A 16,738-nucleotide genomic window follows, 5' to 3' on the forward strand; every position below is an offset into this window, starting at 1 on the left:
ACCGGTGGTTCCGCAGCGGCCGCGATCACAAGGAGCTCAACCTGCGGCGCGTCGCCGCGGAATTCCCGCAGGTGAAGTGGCTGCTCGTCGGCGACGATGGTCAGCACGACGACTCCATCTACACCGGCTTCGCGATCGAGCATCCCGAGAGCGTCGCCGCCGTCGCCATCCGCCGGCTGCTGCCCGCCGAGGCCGTGCTCGCCGGTGGCCGCACCGTCGTCGACGACCACTCCGCGGCCGAGGTGCCGTGGGTCACCGGATCCGACGGCGCCGCCCTGCTCGCCCGACTGGAAGACGTCGGCGTCATCTCGCGCGACGGCTGATCGCGGCGCGGGATGCGGCGGTGTGCGCAACCTCCGCGATCCGCGCAGGGTGAGTGGCATCCCGAGGTTTCCGACGGAGGTTGTGCGGATCGCTGAGGTTGTGCGGATCGCTGAGGTTGTGCGGGTATGGAGGCCGCGGAGTACCTGACCTCCGCGATCTGCGCAGGGTGAGTGGCATCCCGAGGTTTCCGACGGAGGTTGTGCGGATCGCTGAAGCTGTGCGCGGATGGATGCCGCGCGGGCTCGACGCCGACATCGGATCGCGAGGCCGATGTCGGAGGGGGCGCGTACGGTGGAGGCATGTGCGGTCGATTCGTCGTGGCCAATGTGGCGTCCGAGCTCGTCGGGGTGCTGCGCGCCGATGTCGAGGCTGATGAGCTGCCGCCGCCGTCGTACAACATCGCGCCGACCGCGCAGGTCGGCATCGTGCTCGACTCGATCAAGAGCGAACCACCCGTGCGGCGTCTCGAGGTCGCGCGCTGGGGTTTGATCCCGGGGTGGGCGAAAGACGTCAAGATCGGCGCGCGGGCGTTCAACGCGCGCAGCGAAGAGGTCGAAGACAAGCCCATGTTCCGCAACGCCCTCATCAAGCGTCGCGCCGTGATCCCGGCATCCGGGTACTACGAGTGGAAGACCACCGAGGCGGGCAAGACGCCGCACTACATCCACCCCGCCGACGGCTCGCCACTGTTCTTCGCCGGCCTCTACGAGTGGTGGAAAGACCCCACCCGGGCCGACGACGATCCCGCACGGTGGGTGCTGAGCTGCACGATCCTCACGCGTGACGCGATCGGACGCCTGGGCTCGATCCACGACCGCATGCCGCTGTTCATGGACCCCGACTTCGCCGACGCCTGGCTGGATCCCACCACCGAGAATGTCGGCGACGTTCTGGATGCCGCGATCGACGCCGCACCCGATGTGGCTGAGACGCTCGACGACCACGTCGTCTCTGCTGCCGTGGGCAACGTCCGCAACGACTCCCCCGACCTGATCGACGCCGTCGAGTGACCACGCTCGTCCGGTCTGCGGCGCTGACGCGCACCGAGTGGACCGCTCTGGCGGACGCGCACGCCGAACGCGCCGACGCCCTCACCGCCGCGCACCGCGCCCGCGCGAGCCGCGCCCAGAAGCATCCGGTCGAGGACTTCCTCTTCACCTACTACTCGTACAAACCCGCCGTCCTGCGCCGCTGGCACCCCGGCCCCGACATCGTGCTCGACGACGCCGAAGAACGCGCCGGTTGGCGTTGGTACCGCCCCGAGGGTGCGGGCGTTCGCGTGGATGCCGAGCGGTTCCGCGACGAGCGTGGATCACTGTATCGCGGCGTCGTGACCCTGCTGCGCGCGACGGCGGATCGACCGGCGCAGTTCGGCTGCTTCGGGCTGCACGAGTGGGCGATGGCGTACCGCGCCGACGACGTGCGACACGCGGTCCCCCTGCGCCTCGGTCGAGACGGCACCGACGCCGTCGTCGACGCCCATGACCTCAAGTGCACCCACTTCGACGCGTTCCGGTTCTTCACACCCGACGCCGTGCCGCGCAACCGTACGCCCCTGACGCGCGACGACCAGGTCGAGCGCGAGCAGCCCGGATGCCTCCATGCCGGCATGGACGTCTACAAGTGGGCCGTGAAGCTCGGCCCGCTCGTGCCGGGTCCGCTGCTGCTCGACGCGTTCGAGCTCGCGCGCGACATCCGCACCCTCGACATGGAGGCCTCGCCCTACGATCTGAGCGGCTGGGGCTACCCGGCGGTGGCGATCGAGACGACCGAGGGCAAGGCCGAGTACGTCACCCGCCAGCGAGCACTGAGTGAGCGTGGGCAGGGGCTCCGCCGCGCCGTGATCGCGGCGGTTACGAGCGGAGACGACACGCCCGGTCGCGCGGATTTCCTGCCGTCGCGAACTGTGTTGTAAGCTCATGGAGTTGCCTCAAACGGGGCAGACAACAAAATACGGGCCTGTGGCGCAGCTGGTAGCGCACCTGCATGGCATGCAGGGGGTCAGGGGTTCGAGTCCCCTCAGGTCCACACAGAGAGAAAGCCTCCGCTTCGGCGGGGGCTTTCGTCGTTTCCGGCCGTCCTCGGACGCAGAGCTCCCGGAAAGCGGGGCTCGCGGCATCCGGATGCCTCTCAGCTCGCCTGCGGGGTTCGGCCGCTCGCAGAATCTCGCGTAGCTCACAGTCCACGGCACAATATCTGCGAGCAGGCCGCACACGTGCGAGATTGGCTCAGGGCCGGCTCGCTGTTCTCCGCGCGGGTTCGGCGAGACGGGCATCCGATCGCGAACGAAACCCCCGGTACGCCGACGGTGGGTGCCCTCCCCGAACGGGAAGACACCCACCGAGCGGTTGCGATCAGCGCGACGAGACGGGCACGCGCGTCCGCGCCGTCTGCGCCTCACGCATGACGAGCTCGTCGTCCAGCCAGTTCGGTGCCTTGTTGCGCAGGGCGAAGATGTACACCGCGAGCGACGCCGCGATGATGATCGTCACATAGACGATGAACAGCGGAACCTGCTCCGTGCTCTGCGCTCCGGCGTACAGCAGGGGGGCCGTGCCGCCGAACAACGAGTTGGCGAGGGCGTATCCGAGGCCGACGCCCAGCGCACGCACGTGGGTGGGGAAGAGCTGGGCCTTCACCAGGGCGTTGATCGAGGTGTAACCGGTGAGGATGACGAAGCCGCCCAACAGGATCGCGAATGCTGCGAACTCGTTCGTCTGCTGCGGGAGCGTCGTGATGAGGAACCACGTGTACAGCACGCCACCGACGCCGAAGAAGACCAGGAGCGACTTGCGGCCGACCTTGTCGCTCAGCCACCCGCCCAGGGGCTGCATGAGCATCAGAGCGGTGAGGGCGATGAGGTTGATCACGGTGCCGGTGATCAGGTCGCCGCCCGAGAAGGCGGTCTTGACGATGTTGGGGCCGGTGACCGAGTAGGTGTAGAACGCGACCGTGCCGCCCGCGGTGACGGCGAAGCAGAGCAACAGCGGGCGCCAGTTGTTCACGAGGAGGTCGCGCATCGAGCCCGAGTCCTTCGACCGGCCCGACCTGGTGTCGTCGATGACGCTCTTCTCCAGCGATTCGTCCATCGTGCGCCGCATCCAGAAGACCGCGACCGCGGCGACACCGCCGATGGCGAACGCGACGCGCCAGCCCCACGACGTGATCGCTTCTTCGTCGAGGGTGAGCACCATGACGAGCAGGGTCGTCTGCGCCAGCACGTGACCACCGACGAGGGTGACGTAGTGGAACGACGAGAGGAATCCGCGTCGGCCGGGCATGGCCGCCTCCGACATGTAGGTCGCGCTCGTGCCGTACTCGCCACCGGTCGCGAAACCCTGCACGAGACGGGCGAACACCAGGATGACGACGGCGCCGACGCCGATCATCTCGGCGGTGGGGGCGAAGGCGATGATCAGGGAGCAGAACGCCATCAGCGAGACCGACACGGTCAACGAGAGTCGTCGGCCGTGGCGATCGGCGAATCGGCCGAAGAACCAGGAGCCGATGGGGCGCATGAGGAAGGTGACGGCGAAGATCGCCCACACGTAGATCGTCGAGTTCTTGTCGTCGGAACTGAAGAATTGCGACTCGAAGTACACCGCGAACACCGAGTAGACGTACACGTCGTACCACTCGACGAGGTTGCCCGCCGAGCCCTTCAGGGTGTTCGAGATGGAGCGCCGGAGACTCGTGGGGATCGTGGTCGTGGTGGCCGGTGGTGTCGTCGTTGACATGAGAGATCCGATCGGTCGATGGACGGTTCTCGTCTCGTGTGCCGTCGGACTCTCCCGGCGACGACGACGAGGCGTATGCCGACATCCTGTCGACAAGCGGCGGTCCTCCGTGCGGATCCTTACATCCGCCTTACATTCGCGCTCGGCCCGCCGCGGTTCCCGGCGGAGGGCCATGCCTACGATGAAGGCATGCACGTACTCGTGGCCGAGGACGACGGCTCCGTCGCCGCAGCGCTCGTCTCGGCGTTGCAGCGCGCGGGCCACGCGAGCACGCGCGTCAGCCGTGGGAGCGACGTGCTGCTGCGCCACCGCGACGCGCAGGTCGTGCTGCTCGACCTGGGCCTGGAAGACATGGACGGCCTCGATGTTCTCCGCCAGCTGCGCGCGGTGAGTCAGATCCCGGTCATCGTCGTCACCGCCCGTGGTGACGAGCGCTCGACGGTGCGGGCGCTGTCGCTCGGTGCCGACGACTACCTGGTGAAGCCGGTGCGCCTGCACGAGCTTCTCGCTCGGCTGCTCGCCGTCACCCGCCGTTACACCCCTCCCGATGAGCCCACGCGCGTGCAGGTCGGCCCGGTCGACATCGACGTCGATGCCCGGCGCGTCACCGCCGACGGGCGCGACGTGGCGCTCACGCCCAACGAGTTCGGCATCCTGTTCTCGCTCGCCCGCCGCGCGGGCCAGATCGTCAGCCGTCAGCAGATCCTCGACGAGGTGTGGGGCGACGCGTACGCGACGTCGTCGCGCTCGTTCGACGTGCACCTGGGTCAGGTGCGCCAGAAGCTCCCCGAACTGACCATCACCACGGTCCGCGGCGTCGGCTATCGCCTCGAGGATGCCGGATGAAGCTGCGCGTTCTGCTGCCGCTGCTCGTGTTCGGGCTGATCGCGGTCATCGCCGTGCTCATCCCGATCGCCCAGTCGATCGCCGACTCCCGCACACAGCAGCTCGCCCTGCAGCGCACCGCCGCCCTCGACCAGGTCGTGCAGCGCGCGCGTACCGCGCTCGTGCAGGGCGACGCCGAGGGCCTCCAGACCTACCTCCAGCGCTTCCACGCGGTGTACGGCGAGTCGGTGCTCGTCCTCGATGAGGTCGGGGACGCCGTCGCCTCCGCCGGCGACGTGTCGCGCGATGAGCGTGTCGACGAGCTGGTGACCGCGGCATCCCGGGCCCTCCCCCAGCTCGTGCTCCCCCGCGTCACGCCCTGGGGTCCGGACACCGCCGTCGTCGCCGTGCCGGTGATCGCCGCCGGCGACCTGTCGACCGGCGTCGTGGTGCTGGCCGTCGACCTCCGCGACGCGCAGACCGACGTGTCGCGCGCCTGGGCCGTGATCGTGGTGGTCGGCGTGCTGCTGCTCAGCGCCCTCATGGGGGCATCGCTCGTGTGGACGCGGTGGATCCTGCGTCCGGTCCGCGCCCTCGACGCCGCCGTCGCCGACGTCACCGCCCACCGCGACCCCTCGCCCCTGCGCCCCTCGGGCCCGCCCGAACTCCGACGCCTCAGCCGTGCGTTCGGGGAGATGACGGCCGAGGTCGAGAGCAGCCTCGAGCAGCAGCGCGGATTCGTCGCCGACGCCTCGCACCAGTTGCGGACGCCTCTCGCCGCGATCCGGCTGCGCGTGGACGGTCTGCCGCGAGAAGGAGAGGCGGCCACCGACCTCGCCGCCGTCGACGACGATCTCGACCGGCTCGAATACACGGTGGGGCGCATGCTCACCCTCGCCAATGCGGAGCACCGCGCCGCGGCGCAGTCGCAGGGGCGCGATCCGGCTCGCGATGACGGTGCCGCGCGCGAGTGCACTGTCGCGGCCGCCGAGATCACGGACCGTCACCGCGACCGTCTGCAGGCTGCGGGGCTGCGGCTGACCACCGCTCCGGGCCCGGCGGTCACGGTCCCCTGCGGGCGCGCCGACCTCGACGAGATGGTCGACGTGCTCCTGGACAACGCGGCCAAGTACGCCGGCCCCGAGGCCGAGGTCCGCGTGAGTCTCGCCCAGGATGCCGACGGCACCCGGCTCGTGGTCGAGGACTCCGGGACGCGACTCACCGACGACGACCTCGCCCGCATGGGCACCCGGTTCTGGCGCGCCGGCCGCGACGCGACGCAGACCGGAACGGGCCTCGGACTCGCGATCGTGGCCCAGTTGATGCGCGCCGCCGGCGGGCGGCTGGTCCTGGACCGCTCCGCATCCGGGGGCCTCGCTGCGTGCTTGCTGTGGGAGCGACAGTGACGGCACTGACCCGACGCGGGTTCCTCTGGGCGGGCGTGGCCGCCGGGGCGTTCGGCCTCGCCGGCTGCTCCCCCGCCCCACCCCGCGCCCTGACTCTCGGGTGCGGCGAGCCCGGAGGGAGCTATCTGGAATTCGGCGAGTTGCTGAGCGCGGTCGCACGCGAGACCGGCGGCGTCGAGATCACCGCGCTCACGACGGAGGGCAGCGTCGAGAACCTCGCCCTGCTCGACGCCGGGAGCGTCGACCTGGCACTCTCTCTCGCGGACTCCGCGGCAGCAGCCACCCCGGGCGAAGACCTCGTCGCCATCGGGCGGGTGTACCAGAACTACCTGCAGTGCATCGTGCGCGCCGCCGACGGCCTGACCTCGCTCGCCGACCTGTCGGGGCGCGTCATCTCACTGGGCGCGGCGGGATCGGGAGCGGCGGCGACCGCACGGCGGCTTCTGCATGCCGAGGGCCTGACGTCGGCGTCGACGCCTCCCGTCACGATCGAACGGCCGTTCCGCGACGCGGTCGTCGACCTCGAGCAGGGCCGCATCGACGCGCTCTTCTGGTCGGGCGGCGTTCCGACACCCCAGATCGCCGACCTGGCCGAGCGGACCCCGATCCGCGTGATCGATACGACGCCCGTCCTGCCCGAGCTGCTGCGACGATACCCCGACGCGTACGTGGCAACGACGATCCCCGCCGGCGTCTACGACGCCGACACGTCTGTTCCGACGATCGGCGTCGCGAACCTGCTCCTGACCCACCGCGACCTCGATGACGACCTGGCGCGCCGCCTGGTCGATGTGCTCATCGACGACGCCGCGCGCCTCGTGCCGCCCGGTTCGCTCGGCATCCAGTACCTGACACCGGCGAGTCTGATCGACACGTTGCCCGTGCCGTTGCACCCCGCCGCCGAGCGCCGGTACCGCGAGCGGTACGGCTGAGCGTCGCTGCGGCGAGACCGGGACCCGAACGCGAAGAACGCCCCCTGCCGCGGGGCAGAGGGCGTCGTCGAGTGGGGGTTACTCCGCGGCGTGCGCCGGCGTGGGGATCTCGAGCGGGACCACGGGGCAGTCCTTCCAGAGGCGCTCGAGGCCGTAGTAGACGCGCTCCTCTTCGTGGAAGACGTGCACCACGAGGTCGCCGAAGTCGAGCAGCACCCAGCGGGACTCCTGGCGGCCCTCGCGGCGGAGACGCTTGTGGCCTGCCTCGAGCAGCTTCTCTTCGATCTCGTCGGCGATCGCGGCGACGTTGCGCTCGTTGCGACCGGTGACGAGGAGGAAGACGTCGACGAGGGGAAGGGGTTCCGACACATCGAGGGCGACGAGGTCGTCGCCGCCCTTGGCGTCGGCGGCGAGAGCGGCGATCTGCGCCATCTCTTTACCGTTGGTGGTGGCGGTCATCGGAAGACTCCTGTCGTGAAGGCGAGGCCGAGGGTTCCGACCACCGCCAGGAAGAGAGCACCCGTCGTGATGATGAGACCCACGAGGAGCTTGCTCCCCTTCTCGGGCGCCGGGGGGCGGATGATCTCCCCGGGCTGTTTGACGGTGCTGATCGCGGCACTCGCCGCGATCGGGGTGGGCGACGAGGCGGCCGGAAGCTCGCCGTCGAGGAGCACGGCGTCGGCGTCGCGGCCGTCGGTCGTGCCGGGGGCGTGTCCGACCGAGCCAAGGCCCTGGGGCAGGTCGAACGTGCCCGTGATCATGATCTCGCCGGTCGCGCTGACCGGGCCGACAAGCGGCGCGCCCGTGGGCGTCTGCGAGAGGATCAGCGAGTTCGGGGTCGAGACGGTTCCGGTCGCGCCGGTGGTGCGCGAGAGGAGCTGGTCGAACGACGACGGGAGCGACACATCGGGCGTCGCGCCGTCGAGCAGCTCGGAGCCCAGAGCGGGATTGACCACCGACGGCGCGGGAGCCGCCGCGGGGGCGGGCGCCTCGGCCGCCGCCGGGCGGAAAATGGCCGGCTGGGCTGTGTCGTCCGGCGTCGGCGTGGATGCGACGAGCGGCGCCGATGTCTCGAGATCGGGGCTGATCACGGGCACGGATGCCGTACGGATCTTCTCCTGCGCACGCGCCTGCCGGCGGGTGAGGCCGGAGACACCGTGGTCGGCGCCGGCCTCGGCGTAGGAGTCGAAGGCGGCGGCGGGCGCCGGATCGACCGGGCGCGCCGTGTCGGCTGACGACGTGCGCTCGTCCGCGGTCGGGACGGCCTCGATGACAGCGGGCTCCTCGGGCTCCGCGGTCGGAGCCGCGGCGTCCGGAGACTCCTGCGCGGCGGTCGGCGCCGGCGCGTCCGGGGACGGGGATTCGGCGACCGTGGACTTGCTCGCGGCGGTCTGAGCCGTGGCATCCGGGTCTACGGTGTAGTCGTTCGACGTGATGATCGGCGTGGCGCCGGTCTGACGCAGCTCGCGCAACTGACGGCGGGTCAGGGCGGGCGTCTCGGGGGTGTCGGGAGTGCTCATGCCTTGCTCCGGTAGAGATGGTGCTTCGCGATGTACTGCACGACGCCGTCGGGCACGAGGTACCACACGGGGTGTCCTCGGCGCACACGGGCGCGGCAGTCTGTGGACGAGATCGACAGGGCGGGGATCTCCAATTGGCTCACGTTCTCGGAGGGGAGCCCCTCGGTGCTCAGCACGTGGCCGGGACGCGAGACGGCGACGAAGTGCGCCAGGTCCCACAACTGCTGATGATTGCGCCAGCTGAGGATCTGCTCGACCGCGTCGGCGCCGGTGATGAAGAACAATTCGGCGCCCGGACGCTGCTCGTGCAGGTCGCGCAGCGTATCGATCGTGTAGGTGGGGCCGGCCCGATCGACGTCGACGCGGCTGACGGTGAACTGCGGATTGGATGCGGTCGCGATCACCGTCATGAGATAGCGGTGCTCGCTCTCTGTGACGTCGTGCTTCTGCCACGGGCGGCCCGTGGGCACGAAGACGACCTCGTCGAGATCGAACGACTGCGCGACCTCGGACGCCGCGACGAGGTGACCGTGATGGATGGGATCGAACGTCCCACCCATGACCCCGATGCGAGGGGCGCGCGTCACCGACATACGGTGGGCCTCAGTGGCCGTGCGCCTCGGGGACAGGCGCGCCGTGCTTCTGCGCGTAGGCCTCGGCCTTGTGCGCGTGACGGTTCGACACGTTGCGGTACGACAGCGTGACCAGGCTCAGCAGCACGAAGACCACGAATGCCACGGCACCGACCCAGAAGGTCTCGGCCTGCACGTTGCCGCCGTGGTGTCCGCCTTCTTCGGCGGCGTGGGCGAGAAGCGTGGCGAAAGTCATCAGTACTCCGTTCGAGTGGTCTGCGCGGCGCGCAAAGCCATTTTAGGCGGTCAGGCGCGGACCTGGCCGCCGCCGCGCCCGAGCCACTTGGTGCTCGTGAGCTCGGCGAGCCCCATCGGGCCGCGGGCGTGCAGTTTCTGGGTCGAGATGCCGACCTCGGCACCGAAGCCGAACTCGCCCCCGTCGGTGAAGCGGGTGGAGGCGTTGACGAGTACGACGGCCGAGTCGACCTCGGCGAGGAAGCGGTCGGCGGCGGCCTGATCGTCGGTGACGATCGACTCGGTGTGGTGCGTCGAGTAGCGGCGGATGTGGGCGAGGGCGTCGTCGAGATCGTCGACGACACGCACGGCCAGATCGAGCGTGCCGTACTCGCGCGCCCAATCGTCTTCGGTCGCCGCGACCACGCGCCCGTCGTGCGAGCGGGTCTCGTCGTCTCCGTGCACGGTGACACCGGCGTCGGAGAGGGATGCCAGCAGCTCCGGCAGCAGACGGTCGGCAGCGCCGCGGTGCACGAGCACGGTCTCGACGGCGTTGCAGACGCTCGGGCGCTGGGTCTTGGCGTTGAGGACGATGTCGCGCGCCCAATCGTCGCGGGCGGTGGCGTCGAGGAAGACGTGGACGACGCCCGCACCCGTCTCGATCACCGGCACCGTGGACTCGGTGACGACGGTCTCGATCAGACCGGCGCTCCCGCGCGGGACGAGTACGTCGACGAGACCGCGGGCGTTCATGAGGGCGCGCGCACCCTCGCGGCCGAAGTCGTCGACGCTCTGGACGGCCTCGGGCGACACTCCCTCGGACTGCAGGGCGTCACGCATGACCGACACGAGCACGGCGTTGGTGCGTTGCGCCGCAGACCCGCCGCGCAGCACGACGGCGTTGCCGGAGCGCAGGGCGAGCGAGGCGATGTCGACCGTCACGTTGGGGCGAGCCTCGTAGATGGACCCGACGACGCCGAACGGCACTGCGACCTTCTGCAGCTGGATGCCGTTGGGCAGGGTGCGCTCGTCGAGCACGCGTCCGACCGGGTCGGGCAGGTCGGCGACGTCGCGGACGGCGGCGGCCAGGGCGGCCACCCGAGCGGTATCGAGGCGCAGACGGTCGAGGAGCGCCTCGCCGATGGCATCCGCCCGCCCCCGCTCGAGGTCGTCGGCGTTGGCGGCGACGATGTCGTCGGACGCGGTCACGAGGGCGTCTGCGACGGCGATCAGCAGCGCGCTCTTGCGGGCGGAGTCGAGGAGGGCGATCTCGCGCGCCGCGTCTTTCGCGAGACGCAGGCGCTCGTCGACGGAGGCGGCGATGACGGTCATGCGCTCAGTGTACCGGCGCGCTCACGGCGCCCACGGGCCCCGTCGCGAGGGTGACGGGATCGGGGTTGGGGGCGAACCACGTGCCGACGGAGTCGCCGGCGAGGGCGGATGCCACCAGATCCGCGCTCGTGACGAGCACGCCGACCCCGGCTGTCGAGGCGAGCTTCGCGGCAGAGGCCTTGGTGGCCGCTCCCCCGGTGCCCACGCCGTTGACGACGCCGGCGCCGAACTCGAACTCCGACAGATCTTGTCCCCACTCGACGTCGGTGATGGGGCGCGCGCCCGGTTCGCTGGGCGGCCGGGTGAAGAGCGTCTCGATGTCACTCAGCAGAACCAGGGCGTCGGCACCGATGAGCTGGGCAACCAGGGCCGCGAGCCGGTCGTTGTCGCCGAAACGGATCTCGTGGGTGGCGACGGTGTCGTTCTCGTTGACGATCGGGAGGATGCCGAGTCCGAGCAGGCGCTCCATGGCCCGACGGGCGTTGGAACGGTGCGTGGCGTTCTCGAGATCACCGGCGGTCAGCAGAACCTGACCCGCGAGCAGCCCGAAGCGATCGAGTGAGGTCTGGTAGCGCCACATGAGCACGTTCTGCCCGACCGCGGCCGCGGCCTGCTGGGTCGCCAGGTCGTTCGGACGCCCGCCGAGGTCGAGTAGCGGCAGCGCGGTCGCAATGGCGCCCGACGACACCAGCACCACCTCGGTGCCGGCGCGGTGGGCGCGCGAGAGAGCCTCGACGATCGTGTCGATGCGGTGCGCGCCGTCGCCGCTGATGGACGACGACCCCACCTTCACCACGACGCGAGCGGCGCCCGGGATCTCGGCGCGGGTCTCGGCCGTCACCGTGCGTCGTCCTCGGCGCCGAGCACCGCCGAGTCACCGTCGGGGGTGATGCCGGCGGCACGCGCGGCGCGGCGCTCGGTCTCGAGCTCGGCGCGGGCCTCGGCCTTGGCATCCATCCGCTCGTGGTACCGCTCGCGACGCTCGGAGGACGTGCGGCGGGGATTCTGCACGAGGCGGGGGTCGGTACCGCGCGGGGCGGTCATCAGCTCGGCGGCGGAGGTGAGGGTGGGCTCCCAGTCGAAGACGATACCGTCGCCGGGACCGATGACGACGGTCGCGCCGGCGACCGCACCGGCGCGGAACAGCCCCTCTTCGACGCCCAGGCGCGCGAGGCGGTCGGCGAGGTAGCCCACGGCCTCTTCGTTCTGGAAGTCGGTCTGCTGGACCCACTTGACCGGCTTATCGCCGAGGATGCGGTAGACGGGACCGTACGTGCCGCCCTCGACCTTGACCTCGAAGTCCTTTCGCGAACCCTGCGGGCGGATGACGATGCGCTCGAGGGGCGCGTCGTCGATCGTGGCGAGACGGTGCTGCTCGACGACGTCGGCCAGCGCGAAGGTGAGCTCGCGCAGCCCCGCGCGGCTGACCGTCGAGATCTCGAACACGCGGAATCCACGGGCCTCGAGGTCGGGACGCACGAAATCGGCGAGTTCGCGGGCCTCGGGCACGTCGATCTTGTTCAGGGCGACGATCTGCGGACGCTCGAGCAGCGGCGTCTGCCCCTCGGGCACGGGGTAGGCGCCGAGCTCGGCGAGGATGATGTCGAGATCGCTCAGCGGGTCGCGGCCCGGGTCGAGCGTGGCGCAGTCGAGGACGTGCACCAGCGCGGTGCAGCGTTCGACGTGACGCAGGAACTCCAGGCCCAGGCCCTTGCCCTCGCTGGCGCCCTCGATGAGTCCGGGCACATCGGCGATGGTGAAACGCACGTCGCCGGACTGCACGACGCCGAGGTTGGGGTGGAGGGTCGTGAACGGGTAGTCGGCGATCTTCGGACGCGCAGCGGACACGGCGGCGATGAGGCTCGACTTGCCGGCGGAGGGGAAACCGACGAGCGCGATGTCGGCGACGGTCTTGAGCTCGAGGACGACGTCGCCCTCCCAGCCGGGGGTACCCAGCAGCGCGAAACCGGGAGCCTTGCGCTTGGGGGACGAGAGCGAGGCGTTGCCGAGGCCGCCGAGGCCACCGGGCGCGACGACGAAACGCATGCCGGGGGTGAGCATGTCGACGAGCACCGTGCCGTCGGGGTCTTTCACGACGGTGCCGAGCGGGACGGGAAGCTCGTGGTCCTCGCCCTCCGCACCGGAGCGGTGGTCGCCCATGCCGAAACCGCCGTTGCCCGCCGAGCGGTGCGGCGAGTGGTGGTACGACAGAAGGGTCGTGACCTGCGGGTCGGCGACGAGCACCACGTCGCCGCCGGCTCCCCCGTTACCGCCGTCGGGACCGGCCAGCGGCTTGAACTTCTCGCGGCGCACGGAGACGCAGCCATTGCCGCCCTTGCCCGCACGCAGGTGCAGGGTGACGCGGTCGACGAAGGTGACCATGGCGGGTCCTTCCGGGTTATCGAGCAAACCAGACGCGCGGCAGCCGGTTCGGGAAATGAAACGAGGGGGTGGGCTTCGCCCACCCCCTCGAGCGCCGAAGCGCGGGAATTACTCCGCTGCGGCGGTGACGATGTTGACGACCTTGCGGCCGCCCTTGGCGCCGAACTGGACCGCACCGGGAGCCAGAGCGAACAGCGTGTCGTCGCCACCACGGCCGACGTTGGCGCCGGGGTGGAAGTGCGTGCCGCGCTGGCGGACGATGATCTCGCCGGCGAGGACGACCTGACCACCGAAACGCTTCACGCCGAGGCGCTGTGCGTTGGAGTCACGACCGTTACGGGTGGAGCTTGCGCCCTTTTTGTGTGCCATCTCTGCGTCTCCTGGCTCTTACTTGATGCCGGTGATCTTGACGCGCGTGAGGTCCTGGCGGTGGCCCTGGCGCTTCTTGTAGCCGGTCTTGTTTTTGAACTTCTGGATCACGATCTTCGGACCGCGCTCCTCGCCGAGCACCTCGGCCGTGACCGAGACCTTCGCGAGCTTGTCGGCGTCGGTCGTGACCGCGTCGCCGTCGACGAACAGGACGGCGGGCAGCTGGATGCTCTCGCCGATCTTCGCCTTCTGGCGGTCGAGCACGACGACCGTGCCGACCTGGACCTTCTCCTGGCGGCCGCCGGCGCGCACAACTGCGTAAACCACTTCACACCTGTTTCATTCGGGAGCGCGGGGCTCCGGTTGTCTGATGACGTTGGGAGGGTCTGATGACCCAAGTCTCGGTGCGATCCGGCCGACGAAAGTCAGCGGGGTCACGCTCCCGTAGGGCGGACGCGACGCACCAAAGGTCGAGTTTAGCTCACCGGGCGGCATCCGGCAAAAGCATTCGGCCCGCGTGTCGACCGTAGGATCGCGGAATGGCGATCCTCATCGACGACCCGCAGTGGCCCGCGCACGGACGCCTGTGGGCGCACCTCGTGAGCGACAGCGATCTCGACGAGCTGCACGCCTTCGCCGCAGCCGCCGGCATTCCCCGCCGCGCGTTCGACCTCGACCACTACGACGTGCCCGACGAGCGCCACGCCGCTCTGGTCGCCGCCGGTGCCGAGCACATCGGCGGCAAGGAGCTCGTGCGGCGCCTGCGGGCCTCGGGCCTGCGCGTCACCGCGCGCGAACGACGCTCCTGACACGCGCGTCTCCGGTATCCCCCGCCGTACCGATGCGCAGGCATTCGGACGCCCCGCCCTGCGGAGACGTGCGGAGTGGTCGCTCGGGCCCCGCCCGGCGGAGACGGGCGGAGGGGTTGCCCCGGTCGCGCGAGCCGGGCTCGGCGACGAGGAGCAAAGTCTCACGTGCGACGTCGTGCTCAGGAGTCCGTCGGGGGCTGCGCGTTGACAGGCGTGCCGGTGAGGGCAGCCGTCGTCACGCGGCGGCGTGAGCGGCCCTGGCCCGGGGCCTTCGGCTCGGGCAGGGCCTCGAGCACCGACTCCAGCAGGGCGTCCTTCTCGGTGCGCGGCGCCTTGGGCTCGCGCTTCTTGCGCGGGCGCTTCTCTCGCGCCGGTGCCGGCGCGTCGGCTTCGACCTTGGCCTCGAGGACGGCTTCGACGGATGCCACGACCGCCGCCTCGACGACGGCGGGGTCGTCGACGGTGGGCTTGACGGTGGATGCCGCGATCTGGGCGAGCGCGGATTTCACGCCCTCGGTGATGACGTGCGTGCCGCCGTTCGCGGCCGCAGCCGCACCGTTTCCGCTGCTGTGACCGGTGTTCGATGCGGAGGAGGACGCGTTGTTCGATGAACCGGCGTTGCCGCCGCGCCCACGACGGTTCGAGGAACCGCCGTTCGCGTTGCCGTTGCCGTTCGCGGTTCCCGACGGACGGTGCTTGACGACCGGGTCGTGGTGCACGACGACGCCGCGACCGGCGCACACCTCGCACGCCTCGCTGAAGGTCTCGAGCAGGCCGAGGCCGAGCTTCTTGCGCGTCATCTGCACGAGCCCGAGCGAGGTGACCTCGGCGACCTGGTGCTTCGTGCGGTCCCGGCTGAGGCACTCGATGAGTCGGCGCAGCACGAGGTCGCGGTTGGACTCGAGCACCATGTCGATGAAGTCGACGACGATGATGCCGCCGATGTCACGCAGACGCAGCTGGCGCACGATCTCTTCAGCGGCCTCGAGGTTGTTCTTCGTGACGGTCTCTTCGAGGTTGCCGCCCGAGCCGACGAACTTGCCGGTGTTGACGTCGACGACGGTCATCGCCTCGGTGCGGTCGATGACGAGCGAGCCGCCGGAGGGCAGCCAGACCTTGCGGTCGAGCGCCTTCTCGATCTGCTCGGTGACGCGGAACGCGTCGAACGGGTCCTGCTCGCCCTCGTACTTCTCGACGCGCTCGAGCAGGTCGGGGGCCACGCCCTGCAGGTAGCTCGAGATCGTCTGCAGCGCCTCTTCGCCCTGGATGAGCATGCGCGTGAAGTCCTCGTTGAAGACGTCACGCACGATCTTGACCAGCAGGTCGGGCTCGGAGTGCAGCAGGGCGGGCGCCTGGATGGTCTTGAGCTGGCTCGAGACGTGCTCCCACTGCGAGGTGAGACGCTGCACGTCGAGGGTCAGCTGCTCCTCGGTAGCGCCCTCGGCGGCCGTGCGCACGATCACGCCGGACGACTCGGGAAGCACCTCTTTGAGGATCTTCTTCAGGCGGGCACGCTCAGTGTCGGGGAGCTTTCGCGAGATGCCGTTCATCGTGCCGTTCGGCACGTACACGAGGTAGCGACCCGGCAGCGAGATCTGGCTGGTCAGGCGCGCGCCCTTGTGGCCCACCGGGTCTTTCGTCACCTGCACAAGCACACGGTCGCCCGACTTGAGGGCGAGCTCGATGCGGCGGGGCTGGTTGTTGGTCTCGACGCCCTCCCAGTCGACCTCGCCGGAGTACAGCACGGCGTTGCGTCCGCGACCGATGTCGACGAACGCGGCCTCCATGCTGGGCAGGACGTTCTGGACGCGGCCGAGGTAGACGTTCCCGATGAGGGAGGCGTCCTGGTTGCGGGCGACGTAGTGCTCCACCAGCACGTTGTCTTCGAGCACGGCGATCTGGATGCGACCGGCCTTGGAGCGGACGACCATGACACGGTCGACGGCCTCGCGGCGGGCGAGGAACTCGGCCTCGGTCACGACGGGGCGGCGACGCCCGGCCTCGCGACCGTCGCGGCGACGCTGCTTCTTGGCCTCGAGACGGGTGGAGCCCTTGATGCGCTGCGGTTCGGTGATGACCTCGACGGCGCGCTGGCGGACGGGGGCGGCCGGGGGGTCGTTCTGCTCGACGGGGGCCGGCTCGGTGCCGCCACGGCGCCGGTTGCGGCGACGGGCGTTCGCGGACACGCGCTCGGCGGGTCCGTCGTCGTCGCGGTCGTCACGATCGTCGACGTCGTCGCGCAGCGCGAGCGGCGGCAGGGCGGGAGCGTAGAAGTGCAGCGCCGTCGACACGGCCG

18 protein-coding genes and 1 tRNA gene are annotated in these 16,738 nt (G+C 70.2%); 8 read left to right on the top strand and 11 right to left on the bottom strand.

Annotated features, from left to right (window positions below; translation table 11 throughout):
* From RWP81_RS06225 to RWP81_RS06240, 4 genes are all read left to right on the top strand, one after another.
* On the top strand, positions 1-323 hold a 323-nt coding region (locus tag RWP81_RS06225; protein ID WP_314453633.1), incomplete at its 5' end, for an App1 family protein.
* Positions 324-623: 300 nt separating this feature from the next.
* Positions 624-1,334 carry an SOS response-associated peptidase gene (locus tag RWP81_RS06230; protein WP_314453636.1) on the top strand — a complete coding sequence of 237 codons (711 nt, stop codon included), beginning with the start codon at positions 624-626 and terminating at the stop codon, positions 1,332-1,334.
* On the top strand, positions 1,331-2,239 hold the full coding sequence (locus tag RWP81_RS06235; protein ID WP_314453639.1) for a 3-methyladenine DNA glycosylase: 909 nt from the start codon (positions 1,331-1,333) through the stop codon (positions 2,237-2,239). The genes RWP81_RS06230 and RWP81_RS06235 overlap by 4 nt, the downstream gene beginning before the upstream one ends.
* Before the next feature lie 40 nt (positions 2,240-2,279).
* Positions 2,280-2,352: transfer RNA gene (locus tag RWP81_RS06240), tRNA-Ala, on the top strand.
* 326 nt (positions 2,353-2,678) lie between these two features.
* On the opposite strand, the gene RWP81_RS06245 is transcribed toward RWP81_RS06240, so the two are convergent.
* Positions 2,679-4,061, bottom strand: a complete 1,383-nt coding sequence (locus RWP81_RS06245; RefSeq protein ID WP_314453641.1) for an MFS transporter — start codon at positions 4,059-4,061, stop codon at positions 2,679-2,681.
* A gap of 189 nt (positions 4,062-4,250) precedes the next feature.
* Between RWP81_RS06245 and RWP81_RS06250 the strand changes: the two genes are divergently transcribed.
* From RWP81_RS06250 to RWP81_RS06260, 3 genes are read left to right on the top strand one after another with little or no spacing between them, the layout of a single operon-like run.
* Positions 4,251-4,907, top strand: a complete 657-nt coding sequence (locus tag RWP81_RS06250) for a response regulator transcription factor (protein WP_314453644.1) — start codon at positions 4,251-4,253, stop codon at positions 4,905-4,907.
* A complete protein-coding gene (locus RWP81_RS06255; RefSeq protein ID WP_314453646.1) occupies positions 4,904-6,292 on the top strand; it encodes a HAMP domain-containing sensor histidine kinase in 1,389 nt (462 codons plus the stop codon). Before RWP81_RS06250 ends, RWP81_RS06255 begins: the two co-directional genes overlap by 4 nt.
* Positions 6,289-7,224, top strand: coding sequence for a TAXI family TRAP transporter solute-binding subunit (locus tag RWP81_RS06260; protein WP_314453649.1), 936 nt, complete (start codon positions 6,289-6,291; stop codon positions 7,222-7,224). The genes RWP81_RS06255 and RWP81_RS06260 overlap by 4 nt, the downstream gene beginning before the upstream one ends.
* Positions 7,225-7,302: 78 nt before the next feature.
* Here the strand turns inward: RWP81_RS06260 and rsfS are convergent, their stop codons facing one another.
* The 9 genes from rsfS to rplU all read right to left on the bottom strand — a co-directional run bounded on the left by rsfS (position 7,303) and on the right by rplU (position 13,960).
* The gene (gene rsfS / locus RWP81_RS06265) at positions 7,303-7,683 is read right to left on the bottom strand and encodes a ribosome silencing factor (protein WP_055954363.1); all 381 of its coding nucleotides are present in this window, start codon (positions 7,681-7,683) and stop codon (positions 7,303-7,305) included.
* Positions 7,680-8,744, bottom strand: a complete 1,065-nt coding sequence (locus RWP81_RS06270) for a hypothetical protein (protein ID WP_314453652.1) — start codon at positions 8,742-8,744, stop codon at positions 7,680-7,682. The genes rsfS and RWP81_RS06270 overlap by 4 nt, the downstream gene beginning before the upstream one ends.
* Positions 8,741-9,337: a nicotinate-nucleotide adenylyltransferase gene (gene nadD, locus RWP81_RS06275; RefSeq protein WP_055954356.1), complete on the bottom strand. Its 597-nt coding sequence runs from the start codon at positions 9,335-9,337 to the stop codon at positions 8,741-8,743. Before nadD ends, RWP81_RS06270 begins: the two co-directional genes overlap by 4 nt.
* Positions 9,338-9,347: 10 nt before the next feature.
* On the bottom strand, positions 9,348-9,572 hold the full coding sequence (locus RWP81_RS06280) for a hypothetical protein (protein ID WP_055954353.1): 225 nt from the start codon (positions 9,570-9,572) through the stop codon (positions 9,348-9,350).
* A gap of 50 nt (positions 9,573-9,622) precedes the next feature.
* On the bottom strand, positions 9,623-10,882 hold the full coding sequence (locus tag RWP81_RS06285; protein WP_314453656.1) for a glutamate-5-semialdehyde dehydrogenase: 1,260 nt from the start codon (positions 10,880-10,882) through the stop codon (positions 9,623-9,625).
* Positions 10,883-10,886: 4 nt separating this feature from the next.
* A complete protein-coding gene (proB, locus tag RWP81_RS06290) occupies positions 10,887-11,723 on the bottom strand; it encodes a glutamate 5-kinase (RefSeq protein ID WP_314453659.1) in 837 nt (278 codons plus the stop codon).
* The gene (gene obgE, locus RWP81_RS06295) at positions 11,720-13,264 is read right to left on the bottom strand and encodes a GTPase ObgE (protein WP_314453662.1); all 1,545 of its coding nucleotides are present in this window, start codon (positions 13,262-13,264) and stop codon (positions 11,720-11,722) included. The genes proB and obgE overlap by 4 nt, the downstream gene beginning before the upstream one ends.
* A gap of 108 nt (positions 13,265-13,372) precedes the next feature.
* Positions 13,373-13,633, bottom strand: a complete 261-nt coding sequence (rpmA, locus tag RWP81_RS06300; RefSeq protein ID WP_055836932.1) for a 50S ribosomal protein L27 — start codon at positions 13,631-13,633, stop codon at positions 13,373-13,375.
* A gap of 18 nt (positions 13,634-13,651) precedes the next feature.
* The gene (gene rplU / locus RWP81_RS06305; protein WP_055836929.1) at positions 13,652-13,960 is read right to left on the bottom strand and encodes a 50S ribosomal protein L21; all 309 of its coding nucleotides are present in this window, start codon (positions 13,958-13,960) and stop codon (positions 13,652-13,654) included.
* Positions 13,961-14,172: 212 nt separating this feature from the next.
* Here rplU and RWP81_RS06310 point away from each other — a divergent pair, with 212 nt between their 5' ends.
* The gene (locus tag RWP81_RS06310) at positions 14,173-14,442 is read left to right on the top strand and encodes a DUF4031 domain-containing protein (protein WP_314453682.1); all 270 of its coding nucleotides are present in this window, start codon (positions 14,173-14,175) and stop codon (positions 14,440-14,442) included.
* A 179-nt stretch (positions 14,443-14,621) separates the two neighbouring features.
* On the opposite strand, the gene RWP81_RS06315 is transcribed toward RWP81_RS06310, so the two are convergent.
* Positions 14,622-16,738 (bottom strand): Rne/Rng family ribonuclease (locus RWP81_RS06315; protein ID WP_314453684.1); only part of this gene is annotated, 2,117 nt, incomplete at its 5' end.

It is taken from the genome of uncultured Microbacterium sp. (assembly GCF_963521695.1).
Taxonomy (GTDB): Bacteria; Actinomycetota; Actinomycetes; order Actinomycetales; family Microbacteriaceae; genus Microbacterium.